The organism is Mammaliicoccus vitulinus (genome assembly GCF_029024305.1).
Taxonomy (GTDB): Bacteria; Bacillota; Bacilli; order Staphylococcales; family Staphylococcaceae; genus Mammaliicoccus; species Mammaliicoccus vitulinus.
Genome location: NZ_CP118974.1, coordinates 421,458 through 439,421, shown reverse-complemented (window position 1 = coordinate 439,421; position 17,964 = coordinate 421,458). Strand labels below are relative to the sequence as shown.

General features: G+C 32.2%; 17 protein-coding genes. 5 read left to right on the top strand and 12 right to left on the bottom strand.

Annotated features, from left to right (window positions below):
* Nucleotides 1-144: 144 nt before the first annotated feature.
* Nucleotides 145-1,305, top strand: coding sequence for an MFS transporter (locus tag PYW35_RS02040; protein ID WP_103323001.1), 1,161 nt, complete (start codon nt 145-147; stop codon nt 1,303-1,305).
* 46 nt (nt 1,306-1,351) lie between these two features.
* Here the strand turns inward: PYW35_RS02040 and PYW35_RS02035 are convergent, their stop codons facing one another.
* The 7 genes from PYW35_RS02035 to PYW35_RS02005 all read right to left on the bottom strand — a co-directional run bounded on the left by PYW35_RS02035 (nt 1,352) and on the right by PYW35_RS02005 (nt 6,630).
* The gene (locus PYW35_RS02035) at nt 1,352-1,858 is read right to left on the bottom strand and encodes an Asp23/Gls24 family envelope stress response protein (RefSeq protein ID WP_103323000.1); all 507 of its coding nucleotides are present in this window, start codon (nt 1,856-1,858) and stop codon (nt 1,352-1,354) included.
* 59 nt (nt 1,859-1,917) lie between these two features.
* On the bottom strand, nt 1,918-2,145 hold the full coding sequence (locus PYW35_RS02030; RefSeq protein ID WP_371868286.1) for a DUF2273 domain-containing protein: 228 nt from the start codon (nt 2,143-2,145) through the stop codon (nt 1,918-1,920).
* A 22-nt stretch (nt 2,146-2,167) separates the two neighbouring features.
* Nucleotides 2,168-2,707 carry an alkaline shock response membrane anchor protein AmaP gene (gene amaP, locus PYW35_RS02025; RefSeq protein WP_026023261.1) on the bottom strand — a complete coding sequence of 180 codons (540 nt, stop codon included), beginning with the start codon at nt 2,705-2,707 and terminating at the stop codon, nt 2,168-2,170.
* Nucleotides 2,708-2,790: 83 nt separating this feature from the next.
* Complete coding sequence (locus PYW35_RS02020) at nt 2,791-3,636, bottom strand: GNAT family N-acetyltransferase (protein WP_204107794.1); 846 nt, start codon at nt 3,634-3,636, stop codon at nt 2,791-2,793.
* Between the two features lie 157 nt (nt 3,637-3,793).
* Complete coding sequence (locus PYW35_RS02015; RefSeq protein ID WP_016912510.1) at nt 3,794-4,810, bottom strand: FecCD family ABC transporter permease; 1,017 nt, start codon at nt 4,808-4,810, stop codon at nt 3,794-3,796.
* The gene (locus tag PYW35_RS02010; RefSeq protein WP_016912511.1) at nt 4,807-5,811 is read right to left on the bottom strand and encodes a FecCD family ABC transporter permease; all 1,005 of its coding nucleotides are present in this window, start codon (nt 5,809-5,811) and stop codon (nt 4,807-4,809) included. The genes PYW35_RS02015 and PYW35_RS02010 overlap by 4 nt, the downstream gene beginning before the upstream one ends.
* Before the next feature lie 15 nt (nt 5,812-5,826).
* Nucleotides 5,827-6,630 carry an ABC transporter ATP-binding protein gene (locus PYW35_RS02005; protein WP_016912512.1) on the bottom strand — a complete coding sequence of 268 codons (804 nt, stop codon included), beginning with the start codon at nt 6,628-6,630 and terminating at the stop codon, nt 5,827-5,829.
* A gap of 718 nt (nt 6,631-7,348) precedes the next feature.
* Here PYW35_RS02005 and PYW35_RS02000 point away from each other — a divergent pair.
* Both PYW35_RS02000 and PYW35_RS01995 read left to right on the top strand, forming a co-directional pair.
* Nucleotides 7,349-7,885 carry a helix-turn-helix domain-containing protein gene (locus tag PYW35_RS02000; protein ID WP_103323507.1) on the top strand — a complete coding sequence of 179 codons (537 nt, stop codon included), beginning with the start codon at nt 7,349-7,351 and terminating at the stop codon, nt 7,883-7,885.
* Nucleotides 7,861-8,757, top strand: a complete 897-nt coding sequence (locus tag PYW35_RS01995; RefSeq protein ID WP_204107880.1) for an IS3 family transposase — start codon at nt 7,861-7,863, stop codon at nt 8,755-8,757. Before PYW35_RS02000 ends, PYW35_RS01995 begins: the two co-directional genes overlap by 25 nt.
* A gap of 496 nt (nt 8,758-9,253) precedes the next feature.
* On the opposite strand, the gene PYW35_RS01990 is transcribed toward PYW35_RS01995, so the two are convergent.
* The 4 genes from PYW35_RS01990 to PYW35_RS01975 form a co-directional block, all read right to left on the bottom strand.
* The gene (locus PYW35_RS01990) at nt 9,254-10,090 is read right to left on the bottom strand and encodes a YitT family protein (protein WP_016912490.1); all 837 of its coding nucleotides are present in this window, start codon (nt 10,088-10,090) and stop codon (nt 9,254-9,256) included.
* Between the two features lie 129 nt (nt 10,091-10,219).
* Nucleotides 10,220-11,173 (bottom strand): L-lactate dehydrogenase, encoded by a 954-nt coding sequence (locus PYW35_RS01985; RefSeq protein ID WP_016912491.1) that lies wholly within the window; start codon nt 11,171-11,173, stop codon nt 10,220-10,222.
* Nucleotides 11,174-11,195: 22 nt separating this feature from the next.
* Nucleotides 11,196-12,794 (bottom strand): L-lactate permease, encoded by a 1,599-nt coding sequence (locus PYW35_RS01980; protein WP_103322635.1) that lies wholly within the window; start codon nt 12,792-12,794, stop codon nt 11,196-11,198.
* A gap of 299 nt (nt 12,795-13,093) precedes the next feature.
* Complete coding sequence (locus PYW35_RS01975) at nt 13,094-14,815, bottom strand: ABC transporter ATP-binding protein (protein ID WP_103322636.1); 1,722 nt, start codon at nt 14,813-14,815, stop codon at nt 13,094-13,096.
* Between the two features lie 190 nt (nt 14,816-15,005).
* Between PYW35_RS01975 and pbp4 the strand changes: the two genes are divergently transcribed.
* Entirely contained in the window at nt 15,006-16,379 is a 1,374-nt protein-coding gene (pbp4, locus tag PYW35_RS01970; protein WP_103322637.1) for a penicillin-binding protein PBP4, read from the top strand.
* An 81-nt stretch (nt 16,380-16,460) separates the two neighbouring features.
* Nucleotides 16,461-17,210, top strand: a complete 750-nt coding sequence (locus tag PYW35_RS01965) for a M50 family metallopeptidase (protein ID WP_103322638.1) — start codon at nt 16,461-16,463, stop codon at nt 17,208-17,210.
* Between the two features lie 43 nt (nt 17,211-17,253).
* Here PYW35_RS01965 and PYW35_RS01960 read toward each other — a convergent pair whose 3' ends face one another.
* Complete coding sequence (locus PYW35_RS01960) at nt 17,254-17,901, bottom strand: metal-dependent transcriptional regulator (protein ID WP_016912496.1); 648 nt, start codon at nt 17,899-17,901, stop codon at nt 17,254-17,256.
* Nucleotides 17,902-17,964 lie beyond the last annotated feature (63 nt).

Below are 17,964 nucleotides of genomic sequence, written 5' to 3'. Positions count from 1 at the left end.
ATTGATTGTTCACCCTTTTTTGATTCATTCTATACATAAAATATGAACTCATTTTACGATTGTTCGGGTATTAAATTTTGTCTGTATTTTTATAAATCACACTGTTATAATCATGTTTATATGTCAAAAAGAAGGAGTAATACGATGTCGAAAGCACGATTAATCACATTTATGTTAAGTGTATTTGTTGTAGGAATGGTTGAATTGATGATTGCAGGTATCCTTACTTTAATGAGTAAAGATTTAAATGTATCTGAAGCAATAGTTGGCCAACTCGTAACAGTTTATGCATTAACGTTCGCAATTAGCGGCCCAATACTTGTTAAAATAACTAAGAACGTATCTCCAAAGACTGTTTTATTAATAAGCATGGCTATATTCATAATAGGAAATTGCATAATTGCTTTTTCACCTAATTTCACTATATTAGTTATAGGTAGAATATTATCTTCAGCAGCAGCAGCCATAATTGTTGTTAAAATATTATCGTTAACAGTCGTATATTCTAGCCCAAGTGAACGCGGTAAAATGATAGGCCTCGTTTACACTGGTTTCAGTGCGGCCAATGTATTAGGCGTGCCACTAGGTACAAAAATTGGTGACCTAGTAGGATGGAGAATGTCATTTATCTTTATATCTCTTGTAGGTGTTGTTGCACTTATTATGATCACGTTTAATGTAGCAAGCAATAAAATAGATACTGTTGAATCATCACAACAAAACCAAGGATATAAAATCATTGATAAACTTGAAATTATAAAATATTTAAGTATTACCTTCCTTATCCTTGCAGCTAATTATGTTGTTGTCACTTATATCAGTCCATTGTTATCCATTTATGGTTATGATTTAAATATTGTATCAATCGTATTACTCGTTGCAGGTATCGGAGCAATAATTGGTACATCACTCGGTGGATATATAACAGACACATTAGGAAGTAAAAAATGGTTATTAATATCATTAAGTACTTATACATTATTAATGGTAATATTCGAATCATTTTTACCTATATTATTCATTACGTTAATAGGTGTATTCGCATGGAACATCGTTCAATGGGGATCGAATCCACCTATTCAAATTGGTATTATCTCTCAAATTGAAGGAGATACTAGTGCAGCGATGAGTTGGAACATGTCCAGCTTAAATGCAGGTATAGGCGCAGGTTCACTATTAGGAGGCATTTTCGTTTCTTACTTTAATGTCGTTTCAAGTTTATATGTAGCAGCTGCATTAAGCTTTGTCGCATTTTTAATATGCTTAACTTTAAAAAAACAACCTAAAACTCAACAAGCAGCATAAAAAAAGCGACCGAAAAATTAATTTCGGTCGCTTTTTGCATTTAATATTATCGTAATTCTTTACCACTTTGTGATTGTTCTTCTTCATTTGATGAAGCATTTTTTTGTTCGTATTCTTTCTTGCTCATAACATCATCAACATGCATATTAACTTCAACAACTTCAAGTCCAGTCATATGTTTAACTTGTTCTTTTACTAAGTCTGAAACTTTTTTGAAGATTTTAGGAGCTGACTCACCATATTCTAAAATAACTTTTAAATCTACAGCTGCTTGTTTTTCTCCAACTTCAACAGTTACACCTTGAGTCACGCTATTTCCAGATGTGAAACGGCCAGTTAAGTTTGAAGCAAAGCCGCCTTTCATATCTAAAATACCTCTAACTTCTCGAGCAGCAATTCCAGCAATTTTTTCTATTACTTCATCTGAGAAAGATAATGTATTTGAAAATTGTGGTTCTTGAGCTTGTTGTTGTTGAGCTTCACGCTCTTGTTCATTTACACCAGTTTGTTCATTGTAATTACTTTTCACTTTGTTGTTGTCTACGTTTGCCATAATAAATTCTCTCCCTTAGTTTATAATTTGTTTTAATTTTTATTTATATGATTAGCAGTCTAACTAATTCTGTTCAGGAAATTCAAAAACTGCTGAGTACAGTCTTTAATATACCCCAGCCCCACACCTATTAAACATAGGACAAGAATTAAAATCGTTTTCCAAAAACCAATTGTTAAAAATAAAACTGCTAAAATTAACATCGCTATAAAACCAACAATTCTCCATTTATATTCTTTAATAAAATTAATGAATTGATTCGGATCTTGATTTTCGTTTGGCATAATCGGAACCTCCTATCCTTAAGTCTTATAATACTCTTGTATCACTTGTTTTTTGATCTCTAACATTAATCTCAATATTTTTTACAGGTATTTCAGAGAAATGTTCGACATTTTCTTTAATATCCGATTTGATACGATCAGTTAAAGTTTGAACACCACTTGTCTCTGAAACAACAAAGAAATCAGCTTTAATTGTTGCATAAGAATTCTTTTTCTTATTGTACAATTTAGCAATAACATTTGGTTGACGAACTTCATCGTATTTTTGAATTGTTCGATAAACACATTTTTCAACAGAATTTCTAGTTATATAAATGTGACCATCCTCATAGTCACGATGTAAGCCTGGTTTTTTATGTGTCGGTTTAAATGTTGCAAAGAACATTAATAAACCAAAGAATATTAGTACGCCCGCACAAGCAATCAACGTAGGTTCAAACCAACTATATTTTAATAATTGTTGTTGATAGCTCTTAATTTGGCTAATATCTAAATACATAAAAAGAAGCGTGCCTACAACTACTATTATGAATAAGCCTAGGAAAAAATTCTTTAATCTTCTCACTGGCAACTGCACCTCCTATGTAAAGTTCTATTACTACTCATAGTTATACCCCTAAAATGATTTTAAAAACAAAAATTTTATATTTAATTTATACTTTTTGGTAAAATTTTAATAAACTCGGCAAGTTGATTATATCCAATTTCCTTATAAATCTTATTAGAAGTTGGATTATTTAAATCTGTATATAATGTAGTATACTCAAAATCATTTAATAATCTTTGCGTTATTAACGCAACATTTCGACCAGCATATCCATTTTTTCTATACTTCCGAGGTGTATAAACCATTCCTACATGTGCAAAATAGCGACCTACTTTAGCATATTTCACAAAAGATACAGGCACTCCATCTTTTATAAAAAATTGACCCGCTTCATCCTCAATCCATTGTTGAATCAATTTTTCTTCTTGTTCATCTGTCATATGTTTTAGTTCATCTTCTAAGTTCATATCAATCATACTTTTTCTATACCATTCTTTTATTAAATCATAGTCTTCATGAGATAAAACTTTCGTTTCACCTTGTACAGTTTGAAAATCTTTATTCACTTCATGACAAACATATACACCTTCTCTACTTTTTTCTTGCCAAGTATTATAAATATTATTTGCGATATGTATAGTTGAGGTCTTATCACCAGCAATGCCAAATTGTATATGATATTTATGAATTAATTCTTTTACTACTAAAGAAGTTATATCATCATTTATTGTTAATCGTACAATTTGTATAGGGTATGGTGGCGTATGGACGAGAAGTGCAACAACCTTTTCATCTCTATATAGAACTGATACTGAATAATCATCATACTTTCCTTCATTAATAAAATATATAAGACGTTCCACTAAATTGTATTTACCTTGCTGTTTCTTAAGTGAATCAGTGACTTCATTCGGTATATTTAAATTTTCATATGATTTCCATTCCATTATTAATCACCCATTCTCTCATTATATTTATGCAACAATATCGTAAATATACACTATGTAATTGTATTAAATCAATATTAAATTACTTTTTAATTACTAAAAACATTATTAATTAAAGAAAAAGCTGAAATCATCAAATGACGATTTCAGCTTTTATTTATATATGCGTTGATTTTTGCATTAAGTATAAGAAATATGGTGCTCCGACTATTGCAACGATGATTCCTGCTGGTAAGCCGTTTGGTTCTAATACAATTTTACCAATTGTATCTGCTACTACTAACAATATAGCACCGTTTAATACTGCGATTGGCAAGTATAATTGATGTCTCGGCCCTACTATACTTCTTGCAATATGTGGCCCCATTAAACCTACGAAACCAACTCCTCCTGCTACTGACACAGCTGCTGATGATAACACGACAGCTAAAAATACGAGAAGGATTCTTTCTCTATTATTATTTATACCGAACGCTACTGAAACTTGTTCGTTTGTACTTAATACATTTAGTACATTTGCTTTATAGAATAGGAATGGCATAACGATGGCTAACCATGGAACAAATGCAAACACGAACGGCCATTCGTCTCCCCATATATTACCTGCAAACCATCTTGCTACAAATTCCATTTGATCTTGGTCAAATGTAGACATAATGGTAATAGATGCACCACTTAATGCTGTTGATAATCCTACGCCGATAAGGACCATTCTAACTGGGTTAATGCCTTCACCTTTTTTATGGCTAAAGGCAAAAATAACCATTGCTGTAGCTAACCCACCTAGCATACTCACAAGTGGTAATACATATACAAAGTCTCCTGCTTTAATCGTTCCGACAACTAGGAACAATGTAATCATAAAGCCGCTTCCCGCATTAATACCTAATATGCCAGGTTCAGCTAATGGATTCTTCGTAATACTTTGGAGTATTGCACCACTCAATGCCAAACTTGCTCCTGCCAATATTGTAATAATCATTCTCGGCATCCTGAATTCAAACAATATCATTGTATCAAGTTCGTTACCTTGACCAAATATCGTTTTGAAAAATTGGACAAATGTCATGTTAAATTCACCGGTTGTCATGGCAAATCCCATTGAAGCAATCAGTACGACTACTAATATGATAAACGTAATACGTTGTTTTCTAATAATTTTAGGATGTATCATAATATTTTACCGTCCCTTCTCACAAGATAAAGGAAGAACGGTACACCAATAATTGAAATAACGGCTCCAATTGGTGCTTCTCCTAACATTCGCGCTATCATATCTGCAAATAGAAGGATAAATCCGCCTAACAAAGCAGATAAAGGTATCACACGTTTATAATCTGTACCTACCATGAATCTAACGATATGAGGAACCATCAAACCTACAAATGCGATTTGTCCGACAATCGACACGGCAATACCTGCTAAGAACATTGTAGCAACTAAACTCGTATATCTAACGACTGTACTGTTTTGGCCTAGTCCTTTAGATAATGTGTCACCTAAGCTCAGAATCGTAAGTTGTCTACTCATAATGATAAGTACGATTAAAATAACGATAACGATTGGCGTTGATATCATAAGTTGTTTCCAAGTTGTACCACTTACGCCACCAACACTCCAGAATGTTAAAGTTTGATTCAATCTAAATATTAACGCAATTCCTTCACTTGCAGCAGTCAATAGTGCTGAAACAGCTGCACCCGCAAGCACAAGTCTCATAGGACTAAATCCACCGCGTTTAGAAGACCCAACACTCATAACGAGTATGCCACCAATTCCTGCCCCAATAAACCCAGCAAGCATTAGTGTGAAATACCCTGCACTTGGTATTACTGCTAATGTCAGTGCAAGCATCATACTCGCGCCTGCATTTAATCCTAACAATCCAGGATCAGCTAAACCATTTCGTGTCACACCTTGCATAACAGCACCAGATACAGCAAGAGCCATACCTACAATAACTGCGCCAATTTCTCTCGGAATTCTTATTTCTCTTAATATATTATGTTCCTCTATTTGAGGATTATAGTTGAAAATAGCATCATAGACCATTTGGATTGAAGTCGTTTTCGCTCCAAATAAAAATGACAGAAGTAAAACAGCTACAAGTAAAATAATTGTAACTGTTAAAATAATAGGATAGCGATTTTCTTTTACTGTTTTAGTTTGATTCATTACGCTGCCATCCTTTTATAACTTTGTATAATGTTTACATAGTAAATTATAAGTCACAAGCATAGGCTTGCCAGTTCTAGGATCTGTGGAAAGTTCTGCATCAATGTTAAACACTTCTTCTAAAATTTCATTTGTTAACACTTCTTCAGTATTGCCTTGAGCAACGATTTCTCCAGCCTTCATAGCTATTAAATGATCTGAAAAGCGTATAGCTTGGTTAATATCATGTAATACCATAATAATCGTGCAACCTTGTTCTCTATTGAGCTCTTGGACAAGTTCTAATATTTCTAACTGGTGAGATATATCTAAATAAGTTGTTGGTTCATCTAAGAAAATAATGTCTGTTTTTTGAGCAAGGGCCATTGCAATCCATACACGTTGTCTTTGCCCACCACTTAAATCATTTATTGCTCTATATTTGAAATCATTTGTTCCTGTAACGTTTAAAGCCCATTCTATTTCCTCTTTATCTTGTTTAGTTAATCTACCAAAACCTTTTTGATGAGGAAATCGGCCATAAGAAACAAGTTCACCAACAGTCAAACCATCTGCAACATCAGGAGACTGAGGTAATATCGCAATTTTTTTGGCAATTTCTTTAGTTGAGGTTGAATGTAAGTTCTTTCCATCCAGTAAAACTTCTCCAGTTTGTACATTTAAAATACGGCTTAATGCTTTTAGTAAAGTTGATTTACCACAACCATTTGGACCAATTATAGAAGTTACTTTACCATCTGGTATTTCTAAGTTTAAATCATTAACTATTAATTTTTCACCATACCCTATTGAAATGGCTTCTCCCGTTAAACGATTCATAAAGAACCCTCTTTCTATTAAAATTGAATCTATTTATTATGTTTGCTTAATTGTATAATTTTGTAAATGATAATGATTATCATCATCCATATTTATGTATTATATCATTTTATAGGGTCTTTTTCTATCATTTACAGAATAATTTCACCTTATATACATTTTTAACGCAAATAAAAACAAGCTAAGAATCTCCCTTTCTTAGCTTGTTTCAGAGTATCGCCAAAGTCTTAGAGTTTGGCGGCATTTTTTATGCGCATGCTTTCCGCGGGCATGTTCTCAGCGTGTAGTCTTCGAATCATGCTGTTCCCGCAGGAGTCAGCGCTAAAAAATGCCGAATATTAGCAAATCATTTTATAAATTGGAAATGACCATTTAATAATGTACACTTTTGATTGTTTAAGAATGTACAAAAATGTCTTGGATTAACTTTGGACTTAACTCACGACTTGAGCAATGTCTTGGATTAACTTTGGACTTAACTCACGACTTCGGCTATGTCTTGGATTAACTTCAGACTTAACTCACGACTTGAGCAATGTCTTGGATTAACTTTGGACTTAACTCACGACTTCGGCTATGTCTTGGATTAACGTCAGACTTAACTCACGACTTCGGCTATGTCTTGGATTAACGTCAGACTTAACTCACGACTTCGGCTATGTCTGATGTGCACCCCAAAAGTTGAACCTCAAATCTAGCTTATAGGGGTGCATTATTTATGAGAAAAAAATATGATTTTAACTTTAAATTAAAATTAGTAAAAGAGTACTTAGATGGTCAATCAGGTTATAAAGCACTTACCTTAAAACATGACATTTCCAGTTCATCTGTCATTCAAATATGGGTCAATCAATATAAAGAGTTTGGAGAAGATGGCTTACAAGAAAAAAGAAGAAACACTGTTTATACTAGCGAATTTAAATTATCTGTTATAAAATTTAGACAAGAAAATATGTTGTCTTATCGAGAAACAGCTAATCATTTTAAGATTATTAATCCTATAATGGTTGCCAATTGGCAACATCAATTTGATGAAAAGTGTCGTCTTGATCTAGCTAATAAACAAAAGGGACGGTCTATCAATATGGATAAAAAATATTCGGAAACTGATAATAAAAATTCATCTCTAAATGAAAATGAACGTGAAGAACTCGAAAGACTTCGCAATGAAGTTGAAACGTTAAAGGCAGGTATTGCTTATCAAAAAAAGTTACAAGCCTTGACCGACATATACGGAAGCAAAAATCAGAAATAGTAAAGATCATTACGGAACTACACGAAACACTTAATATAAAATTGAGTATTTTATTCAAAGTCGCTAAATTAGCTAAATCTGTATATTATTATTGGATAAATCAGTTCAATAAACCTAATAAAGATGATGAACTGATTAAAGTAATAAAAGAAATATGTAAGGAATCTAATTATACCTATGGTTATCGAAGAGTTACACAAGATTTAAGTAATAGAGGTATCAAAGTAAATCATAAAAAAGTAAGAAGATTAATGAAAGAATTAGGGTTATCTTGTTCGAAATTTACGCATAGAGGGCGTAAATTTCGATCATTCAAAGGTAAAGTTGGTAAGGTCGCTAAAAATATAATAAATCGTAGATTTAAAACACATGTCCCTTTTCAAAAAATAGTGACAGATATTACAGAATTCAAGTTGAAGAATGGCCAAAAATTATATTTATCTCCTTTTATGGACTTATATAGTTCGGAGATTATTAGTTTTGAAATTTCAAAACGTCCTTCGTTAGAGATTGTCATCAATCCACTAAAAGAAATGATAGCTATGCGTCCAGATTTAAGCTATCGTTTAACGATACACTCAGATCAAGGTTGGCATTATCAACATTCGCAATACACTAAATTATTAAAAGCAAATAAAGTATTTCAAAGTATGTCTAGAAAAGGTAATTGTTTAGATAACTCAGTTATGGAAAACTTTTTCGGACTACTTAAACAAGAGATGTATTATGGTCAAGAATTCGAAGATTTTCAGCAACTAGAACAAGCTATACATCGTTATATTCATTTTTATAATAATGAAAGAATCAAATCAAAATTAAAAGGCTTATCTCCTAAAAAATTCAGGAAACAAACCTTTAAAATATCATACTAAAAAAGTTCAACTTTTTGGGTTCAGTACAGTCTTGGATTAACTTCATACTTAACTCACGACTTGGACAATGTCTTGGATTAACGCAGCACTTAACTCACGACTTAGGCTATGTCTTGGATTAATGGAAATGATAATATAAAAATGTACACATATAAACAATCAATAATGTACATTTTTATAATGACATTAACACTTGTTTGGTGAGTCTTGCAACATACAGCATGTACTTAAAAGAAAAAACGAAAAAATATTATAGAAATGATTATTCTCCACGATTTTGCAAAGTGCTGACGCCCGGGGGAGTAGTATGAGTGAGAGACTACAGGCTCGAGCCATACCCCTAGGCAAGCATGCACAAGCAAAATCGTAAGATTTTAAAACATATCAAGATATTTACTAAAAAAACAGTAGCATGATATTCCACACGATTTTAAAATATAAAAAGATCTCTTCACTAGGCTTAACTAATGAAGAGATCTTTTATTTTGAATTTATATTAATCATCTACTAGGAATCCATTTCCGAGTACATCTCTCACATCATGCACGACCACAAATGCATTTTCATCAAATTTTCTAATCATTCGTTTCGTTCTTGATAGTTGTGTTTTAGCGATGACTACATATAGTACATCTGTATCTTTTTTCGAATAATATCCTCTACCATTTAAAATCGTACATCCTCTTCCAATTTGCTCATCAATCATTTTAGCAATTTGATCAGGGTTTTGGGATATAATTGTTACGGCTTTTTTAGGATTTAAACCTTCAATGACAAAGTCCATAACTTTAGTACCAACATATAATGAAATCACAGTAAGCAATGCTTTTTCTAAAGGCATTACAGTTAGTGAAAACATCACTACGATAAGGTCAAAGAATAGAAGAGCATATGATGTATTAACATCTAAATATTTATGAGCTATTCTCGCCAGAATCGTCGTTCCAGCAGTTGTCCCACCAGATAATACAATGAGACCAATACCTAAACCGACCATAAATCCGCCGAAGATCGTGTTGATTAATATTTCATTTGTATGCACAACCCATGAACCAGTCAGACCTAAAAATACCGATATTGCGATAACCGCTATTATTGTATAAATCGTGCTTCTCTTACTTAAGAACTTGTACCCCGCCGCGATTAAAATAGCGTTTAGTATAAACGTTGACCATGCAGGTGATATATCAAATGCATAAAGTAGAATCAAAGAAACCCCAGTTACGCCACCTTCACCTAAATTAGCTGATATAATAAAGGCATTTACGCCAGTAGCAAATAAGAAAGATCCTACTAGTATTAATATCATATCTCGTAATAATCTATTTTTCATGACCTTACCTCCTTTTTATTTTTCAGCAGACATATAGATACTACCACAATCATCAAATCGCCTCAACATACCAATTTCAATTAAAAAAGTGGTAGCCAGTTCGTTAGCTACCACTTTCTTATATTACATTTAAAATTCTTTTTCAAATGGGTCTTGTATATCTTTCAACACTTTAACTGAGTGATTAAACAATGAAGTTTCTTCTTCATCTAATGGTATTTCTATGACTTCTTTAATGCCTGATCTATTAATTAATGCTGGAACACCGATGTAAACACCTTCGTGTCCATACTCACCTTCTAAATATGCTGATACAGTGAGCACGACATCTTGGTTGTTTAGGATTGCTTTCGTGATTCGCATTAAGCCCATTGCTACACCATAATACGTTGCGCCTTTTGCTTCAATAATTTCATAAGCTGCATCTCTTGTTTGAACAAATATTTCTTCGACTCTATGTTTACGAGAGTCATCTTGCTCTATTATACTTCTTAATGGTTTACCAGCGATATTTGCATGTGACCATACTGGTAACTCAGAGTCACCGTGTTCGCCAATAATATTAGCATGTACACTTTGTGGTGCTACATCAAATTCTTCACTTAACAAATATCTAAATCTTGCAGTATCAAGAATTGTACCTGAACCGATAACACGTTCTTTAGGTAATCCTGAAAATTTCATAGTTGCATAAGTTAGTACGTCTACTGGATTTGTTGCGATTAAGAATATACCATCAAATCCTGAACGCATAATTTCATCAACAATAGATTTAAATATTTTCATATTTTTCGCGACTAAATCTAATCTTGTTTCACCAGGCTTTTGCGCAGCACCCGCACAAATTACTACTAAGTCAGCATCATTACAATCTTTATATTCCCCTGCTTTAACTTTTATTGGAGATGGGCCATAAACTGTTCCATGATTTAAATCCATAACATCTCCATTTACTTTCTTTTTATCTAAATCTATGATGACAAACTCATCACAAATGCCTTGATTGATCATTGAGAATGCATAACTTGAGCCAACTGCACCGTTACCTACTAATACAACTTTTTTACCTTTAAATTGTTTCATTATAATCTCTCCCTTTTTATATTTATAGAATGATTGTTAATATGAATGTCCACACACAGATGAAAATTAAAAATCCAATACTATATTTCAAAGTCATTTTAAGTAATTCAGACTCTTTACCAACTTCTCCTACTGCCGCTGTTGCGATAGCTATTGATTGAGGTGAAATGAGTTTTGCTGCTACGCCACCTGCAGTGTTTGCTGCAACAAGCAACGGACCACTTGTGCCTATTTGACTTGCTACAGTAGCTTGGATTGGCGCAAACAATGTATTGTTATTTACAACAGATCCTGTCATAAATACACCAATCCATCCTAATACTGGAGAAAGTAATGGGAATATATGACCTGCTTTTGCAATGCCTTGACCCATAGCGCCTGTTAAACCACCGTAAGTCATAATTTTAGCAATCGCTAATATAAAACAAATAGTTAAAATCGGTAGCCATAATTCTTTAATTGTTAATCCTAATAATTTTGAAGCATCACTAAATTTAAAGTGTTTAGATAATAAAATTGTAATGATGACAGATAATAAAATCGCTGTACCTGTTGCGCTAAAAACATCTATTTTTAATGTAATTAATTTGTTTGTAATTTCATTCATTGTACCAGGAATACTAATATTCCAAACTAATGATGATAGTAAACCACCTTCAGCAAATAATCCTTTAAAGAATGGTGCACTCCATATCATTACGAAAATAGTTAAAATGTAGAATGGGCTCCATGCATATAAAATAGATTTAATAGAATGCTTTTTCGGTTGGATAACTTCTTGATTTGTAACTCTGTATATTTTTTTAGGCTGATAATATTTTGAAAATATTGCTAATGCCACCATTGATAATAATGGCGGAATAATATCAGCGAGTTCTGGACCGTGGAAATAAGTCATGATTAACTGCAAGCCTGTATAAGTTGTACTTACAACTAAAATCATCGGTAAAATTTCTTTAACACCTTTTAAGCCATCTAAAATCATAATCAATAAAAATGGAATAAAGAAATTCAAAATCGGAAGTGTAAGAATAGATATTTGAGAAACTTCTAATGCAGTAATATTACCGTGTAATGCTAAACTATCAACAATTCCAACCGGTATACCAATTGCACCAAAAGCACCAGCAGCACCATTTGCGATTAAACATAACATCGCTGCTTGTAACGGTTTAAACCCAATTTGAATTAAAAGTACACTACATATTGCAATTGGAACACCAAAACCAGCAACACCTTCTAAAAATGCATTAAAACTAAAACCAATTAATAGCAACTGAATGCGTTGATCTTGAGATATTCCTGAAATACTATCTTGAATAATGTCGAACTGGCCAGTACCATTAGAAACTTTGTATAGCCATACAGCCATTACAATAATATAGCCAATTGGTAGCACACCTTGGAAAAAGCCTTCCGTTACAGCACCAATCGCTACAGTATGCGGTAATTCAAATACAAAAAATCCAATAAATAATGTGACTATCAGTGTTGTGATGGATGCATAAATACCTTTCATTTTAAAAACTGTTAAACATAATAGAAATAATATAATCGGTATACTAGCAACAATTGCAGATAAAGTAACATTTTCTAATGGATTAATATTATTTAATAACACAATGAACAACTTCTTTCTTTTTTTATTTTTTAAGATGCACATCTTTTGTATTTGTGATTTATTTCACAATGTAAATATAACACCATCAATTCACTAGGTCAATAGGTTTAGCTTAGATTATGTGAAAAACTTCACGTAAAATTTTAGTATAGTTTTTCGAATTTTTTCAATCTCTTTATTCATCTACATGATTGCGTTTACATTGGTTTGATGAATTTTTTAGCTTTTTATAAATAAAAAAAGCACACCATATACGGTATGCTTAATTTTAATTCTATAAAGTTTAGATTTTCTACCTTTTACTCCGTTAAACTTTGTGTGTTGACGAAGTGTCTATATTTATCGTGGCTTTGTATCAAATCGTTATGTGTACCTGCACCAGTAATTTCTCCTTTGTCTAAGAAGATAATTTGATTTGCTTTCTTAATAGTTGCTAACCTATGTGCAATGACAATTGTCGTTCTATCTTTCATAAGTTCATTCAGTGCTTGTTGAATATAATATTCACTTTCACTATCTAGATTGGCTGTTGCTTCATCCAATAACAAAATATCTGGATTCTTAATGAAGCTTCTCGCTATATCAATCCTTTGCCTTTGTCCACCTGATAATTTAGTACCTCTTTCTCCTATTTCAGTATCAAACCCATGTGGAAATTCCATAATGAAATCGTAACAACGTGCCATCTTTGTATAATGTATCAATGTTTCATCGCTTACCGCTTCATTAATACCATATGTAAGATTATCTCTAATCGTTCCTGACATCATCGCATTAGATTGCATAACATATCCTATTTTCTGTCTCCAATATTTCAAAAATATATCTTCTATAGATTCGTTACCATACAATATCTCACCTTGCTCTATTGGATATAATCTTTCTATTAAGCTGAATAATGTACTTTTCCCAGAGCCTGATGGACCTACAAAAGCTGTTACTTCTCCTGAATGTATAGATAATGATAAATCTTTTATAATGGTCGTATCATCATAGCCAAAAGATACGTTTTTAAATGTAATGTCTTGATGATCTGTTATTGGGCGATTTGAATCGCTTCCTTCTTTCTCTGTTTCTTCTTGATAAATTTCATAAATTCTTTCACTTGCACCAACCGCTTTTTTATAATCTGTTATAAACATAGAAAAGCTCAATATCGGTGCTGATAATTGAACCACATAGAAAATCATAGCGACTAACGTTCCTGCTGTGATGGCACCACTTGAAACTCTTATCCCACCAAATCCTAATATAATCGCAACTGTCAGTGTCATAATGATGCCTGATAAAGGTGAAATAATCGCTCTTATTTTCGCTTCTTTTAAACCTAGGTTATATATACCTAATAATGTTACTTTTGTTTTTTCTAATTCATTTTTTTCTGACGTTGTGACTTTCACTAATTTCATTTCAGTTAATACTCTACCTAGTATCCCGCTAAATTTAGAAATTTCTGTTTGTGTGTCCTTAGATATTTTTCCCATTTTCTTTCCTAATGGAATCATAATACCTATAAAAATTGGCAAAATAAGAACTGTCATGAGCGTCATTTGCCAATCAAGTATAAACAACATTACAATCGATCCTATAAGTGTAAGTAATGAAGGCAACACACTCGGTGCTTTTTCTGAAATGAATAAATTGATTACGTTCGTATCGTCTGTAATACGACTCATCAATTGGCCACTTTCATTCTTATCAAAAAAGCCCATCTTTAAATTGATTAAATGTTTCCAAAGCTTTGCTCTAATAGAGTAAATTGTTTTCTCACCAATTTTACTTAATAAATATGTACCAATCCCGCTCAAAACAGCATTAGCTAAAAATATTCCTATAAATAACCATACCATTCGTAAATCTAAATTTTCCGCATTAAATGTATCTACTAATTTACCGGTAAATAGTGGTACAAGCAATCCACTAAGACTTCCTAATATAGAAAGAAACATTGCCGCAAAAACCATTTTTTTCGGCCAGTCTACCTTTTTCAGTAAATATAGGAGAGGATTTTCATTTTTCATTTTAACAACCTCTTTAATTAATATAATGATTCTATTTGTATTTTACAGCATAATGCTATATACGTACTAATTATAGCAAACTAAATTCACAAAAATTTAATATTCATTTGTTTTCTTATTATACGTATGTTAAATAATATATGTTAAAATGGTGTAGTTAATTTTAAAAATAAATAAAGAGGTCTTATTAATGAAAAAAAGTCTATTAATATTATTTGCACTACTTATGTTGAGCATTCCAGTAACTCAAAGCGCATATGCTGCTGATAACCCAAAATCTCCGACAGAAGTTGCCAATGAAGATGGCCATGGACTCGGAGAAATATACGAACCAGAAGGCGCAATCAACTACAGTTCTGAAACTGGTCAAATTATGTACGAATATAAGATAGATGCCAAATGGTATCCTGCGAGTATGTCTAAATTGATGACATTATATTTAACTGAAAAAGCAATCAACAGTGGTAAATTAGATAAAAATGCTAAAGTTAAAATGACAGACGAAGAATATCGTCTATCAACATTACCTGAACTAAGTAATACAAAACTATATCCTGGTGATGTGTACACGATTTCTGAATTGATGCAAATTACAGTTTCAAATTCATCCAATGCTGGCGCAATGATTTTAGGTAGAGAAACTATGAAAGCCGAAAATTTAGCTTCTGCTAAAAAAATAGATGAAAAAGATAAAGATCCAAATAAAAATTCTGCTTCTAAACAACAAAAGAAAGATTTAGATTCTGATTTTGTAGATTACATGAACGAAACTGCCAAAAAATTAGGCATGAAGCATACAAAATTCTACAATGCTAACGGTGCATCAAACAACTTATTATTAGAATATAAAGCTAAGAGATATCAAACAGACGAAGATAATTATTCTACTTCTCGAGATTTCGCTATCTTAACACAACATCTCGTAAAACAATATCCAGATATTTTAGAGTACACAAAATTAGTAGCACCAACTGTTCACTACGTTACATATTATACGTACAATCATTCTTTAGAAGGTGCTGATATGTCATTAAAAGGCACTGATGGACTAAAAACCGGATCGAGTGATATCGCAGATTATAACCATGGTCTTTCAACTAAAAGAGATGGTTTAAGAGTCAATCAAATTCTTTTCGGTGCTGGAGACTATAATAGTGTCGGCGGTGAAAAAGAACGAAATATGATGGGTAACAGCTTAATGGAAAAATCATTCAAAGAATACGAATGGAAAAAAGTGCTATCTAAAGGAGAACAAGAAATTAACGGCAAAAAATATTTTGTAACAGATGACCTTTATGACGTTGTACGTAAAGGCGTTGATTATAAAGTTGTCCTAGAAGATGGTAAAGCTCATATTGATTATAATCGGTCATATATAAATGACAGCTATGGCCCACCAACAGTCAATGTGGAATCTCCTGCCAAGCATAAATTTAACGAAACAAAAGAAAAAGTCTCAAGCGATGATAATAGACCGATTATTATGACGGCTTCAATTTTACTTGTTATAGGGATATTGTTATTGTTAACTTGGTTATTAAAACGTAAGAAAAATAAAAAATAATATTAAGGCTTAAGCCCGACAACAAATACGTCACTTTAGTGTAGAATAGTATTAAACTATTTTATATGAGGTGACGTATTTTTGACTCAATTTTTACCAAACTTTTTATCAGAACCCATTCATTTATCATTAGTTATGATTACGATCATCGCTCTAATATATGTATTTGTTCATCATAGAAGACAACAACCTATTTTAAGTTTGATAGACATCATTTTAGGATATTTCCCTATTTTAATTCATGAGATGGGCCATGTTATAGCCAATAAGCTATCTGGTGGTAAACCTAAAGATTTAGTGGTTGTCTGGCGTAGAAAAGAACGTATAGAAACCGGTAGACAAGGTTATGCTATTACAGGCTCTAAATCAAGATTAAATCAATTTATAACGACATTGTTCGGTTATATTATGCCACCTATTATGCTTATTTTAGGCGTATGGCTTAAACACCATACATATGGACCGATATTCTTACTTATCCTTCTTTTAATGTTTTTATTCTATGTCATACTTACATCTAAGAAATTTATCCCAAGCATCATTTTAGTTGTTATAGCTGTAGCATTATACGAAGTCATTTCAGCTCCGAACATACATGACTTTGGACAAATTACGACTTATATATATCATTTGAGTTTAGGTACATTATTAGGTGAAGTTGCCCAATCTAGCATTACGATATTCTTATTAACGTTCTCAAGAGCGCGACAAGAATGGGATGGTAGTCAATTAAGACAACTCACTAAAATTCCTACAGTAGTCTTTAGTTTTATTTGGATTGTGATTAATGTTTATGCTGTTATGTATACGTTTAATGTTTTATGGACATAAAAAAACCAATAAAGAATCGTGTTTGTTTCCGATTCTTTATTGGTTATTTTTTTATGCCAAATAAGTAGGATGCGTTTGTTTCACTAATCATAATCGTTTTGCTATTGAGCTTCAGTTCTATAATTTGATTCAAACTGTCTTTCTTACTGATTGTAACAATGTCTCCAATATGCAATTCTTGATTGCTCAAATAGTCTAGTAAATTGACGTAGTCCATTACACGTTTAATTTCAACGTCGTCCCCTAGTTCAAATTCATTTAGTGAGGTGTTATATCGTTCTTCAATTTGATTCTCTCTCGGAATGATACCGCCATGAGGACAAGTATCAGGATATCCCATCAATTTATCTATCTTATCAATAAAACGATCAGATACACGATGCTCTAATATTTCCGCTTCTTCATGCACTTCATCCCATGAATATTCTAATTCTTCTATTAAAAATCTTTCGATAAGTCTATGCCTTTTAATAATATTTGCAGTATGATTTAAACCTTTTTGTGTTAATTTCACACCTTTATATGGACGAATGTCTACATAATCATCCTTTTTTAAACGTAACATCATTTCACTTACAGATGACGGTTTAATGTCTAAATCATGGGCTAAATTTTTATTTGATACATAATCCGTTGTTCCATTTAACCCGAAAATTGCTTTTAAATAATCTTCTTGTTCTTCAGTCAACATCTGATCTGACCTCACTTTTATTATCATATTTTTTATTGTACCACGATTTATTTTTACAAGCTA

What these genes read in the sequence shown, in the direction of transcription:
- PYW35_RS02020 (WP_204107794.1), bottom strand. Translation starts at nt 3,636, where the DNA reads ATGGAATGGAAATCATATGAAAATTTAAATATACCGAATGAAGTCACT.
- PYW35_RS02000 (WP_103323507.1), top strand. Translation starts at nt 7,349, where the DNA reads ATGAGAAAAAAATATGATTTTAACTTTAAATTAAAATTAGTAAAAGAG.
- PYW35_RS02040 (WP_103323001.1), top strand. Translation starts at nt 145, where the DNA reads ATGTCGAAAGCACGATTAATCACATTTATGTTAAGTGTATTTGTTGTA.
- PYW35_RS01985 (WP_016912491.1), bottom strand. Translation starts at nt 11,173, where the DNA reads ATGAAACAATTTAAAGGTAAAAAAGTTGTATTAGTAGGTAACGGTGCA.
- PYW35_RS02035 (WP_103323000.1), bottom strand. Translation starts at nt 1,858, where the DNA reads ATGGCAAACGTAGACAACAACAAAGTGAAAAGTAATTACAATGAACAA.
- PYW35_RS02010 (WP_016912511.1), bottom strand. Translation starts at nt 5,811, where the DNA reads ATGAATCAAACTAAAACAGTAAAAGAAAATCGCTATCCTATTATTTTA.
- PYW35_RS02005 (WP_016912512.1), bottom strand. Translation starts at nt 6,630, where the DNA reads ATGAATCGTTTAACGGGAGAAGCCATTTCAATAGGGTATGGTGAAAAA.
- PYW35_RS01975 (WP_103322636.1), bottom strand. Translation starts at nt 14,815, where the DNA reads ATGAAAAATGAAAATCCTCTCCTATATTTACTGAAAAAGGTAGACTGG.
- PYW35_RS02015 (WP_016912510.1), bottom strand. Translation starts at nt 4,810, where the DNA reads ATGATACATCCTAAAATTATTAGAAAACAACGTATTACGTTTATCATA.
- PYW35_RS01960 (WP_016912496.1), bottom strand. Translation starts at nt 17,901, where the DNA reads ATGTTGACTGAAGAACAAGAAGATTATTTAAAAGCAATTTTCGGGTTA.
- pbp4 (WP_103322637.1), top strand. Translation starts at nt 15,006, where the DNA reads ATGAAAAAAAGTCTATTAATATTATTTGCACTACTTATGTTGAGCATT.
- PYW35_RS01990 (WP_016912490.1), bottom strand. Translation starts at nt 10,090, where the DNA reads ATGAAAAATAGATTATTACGAGATATGATATTAATACTAGTAGGATCT.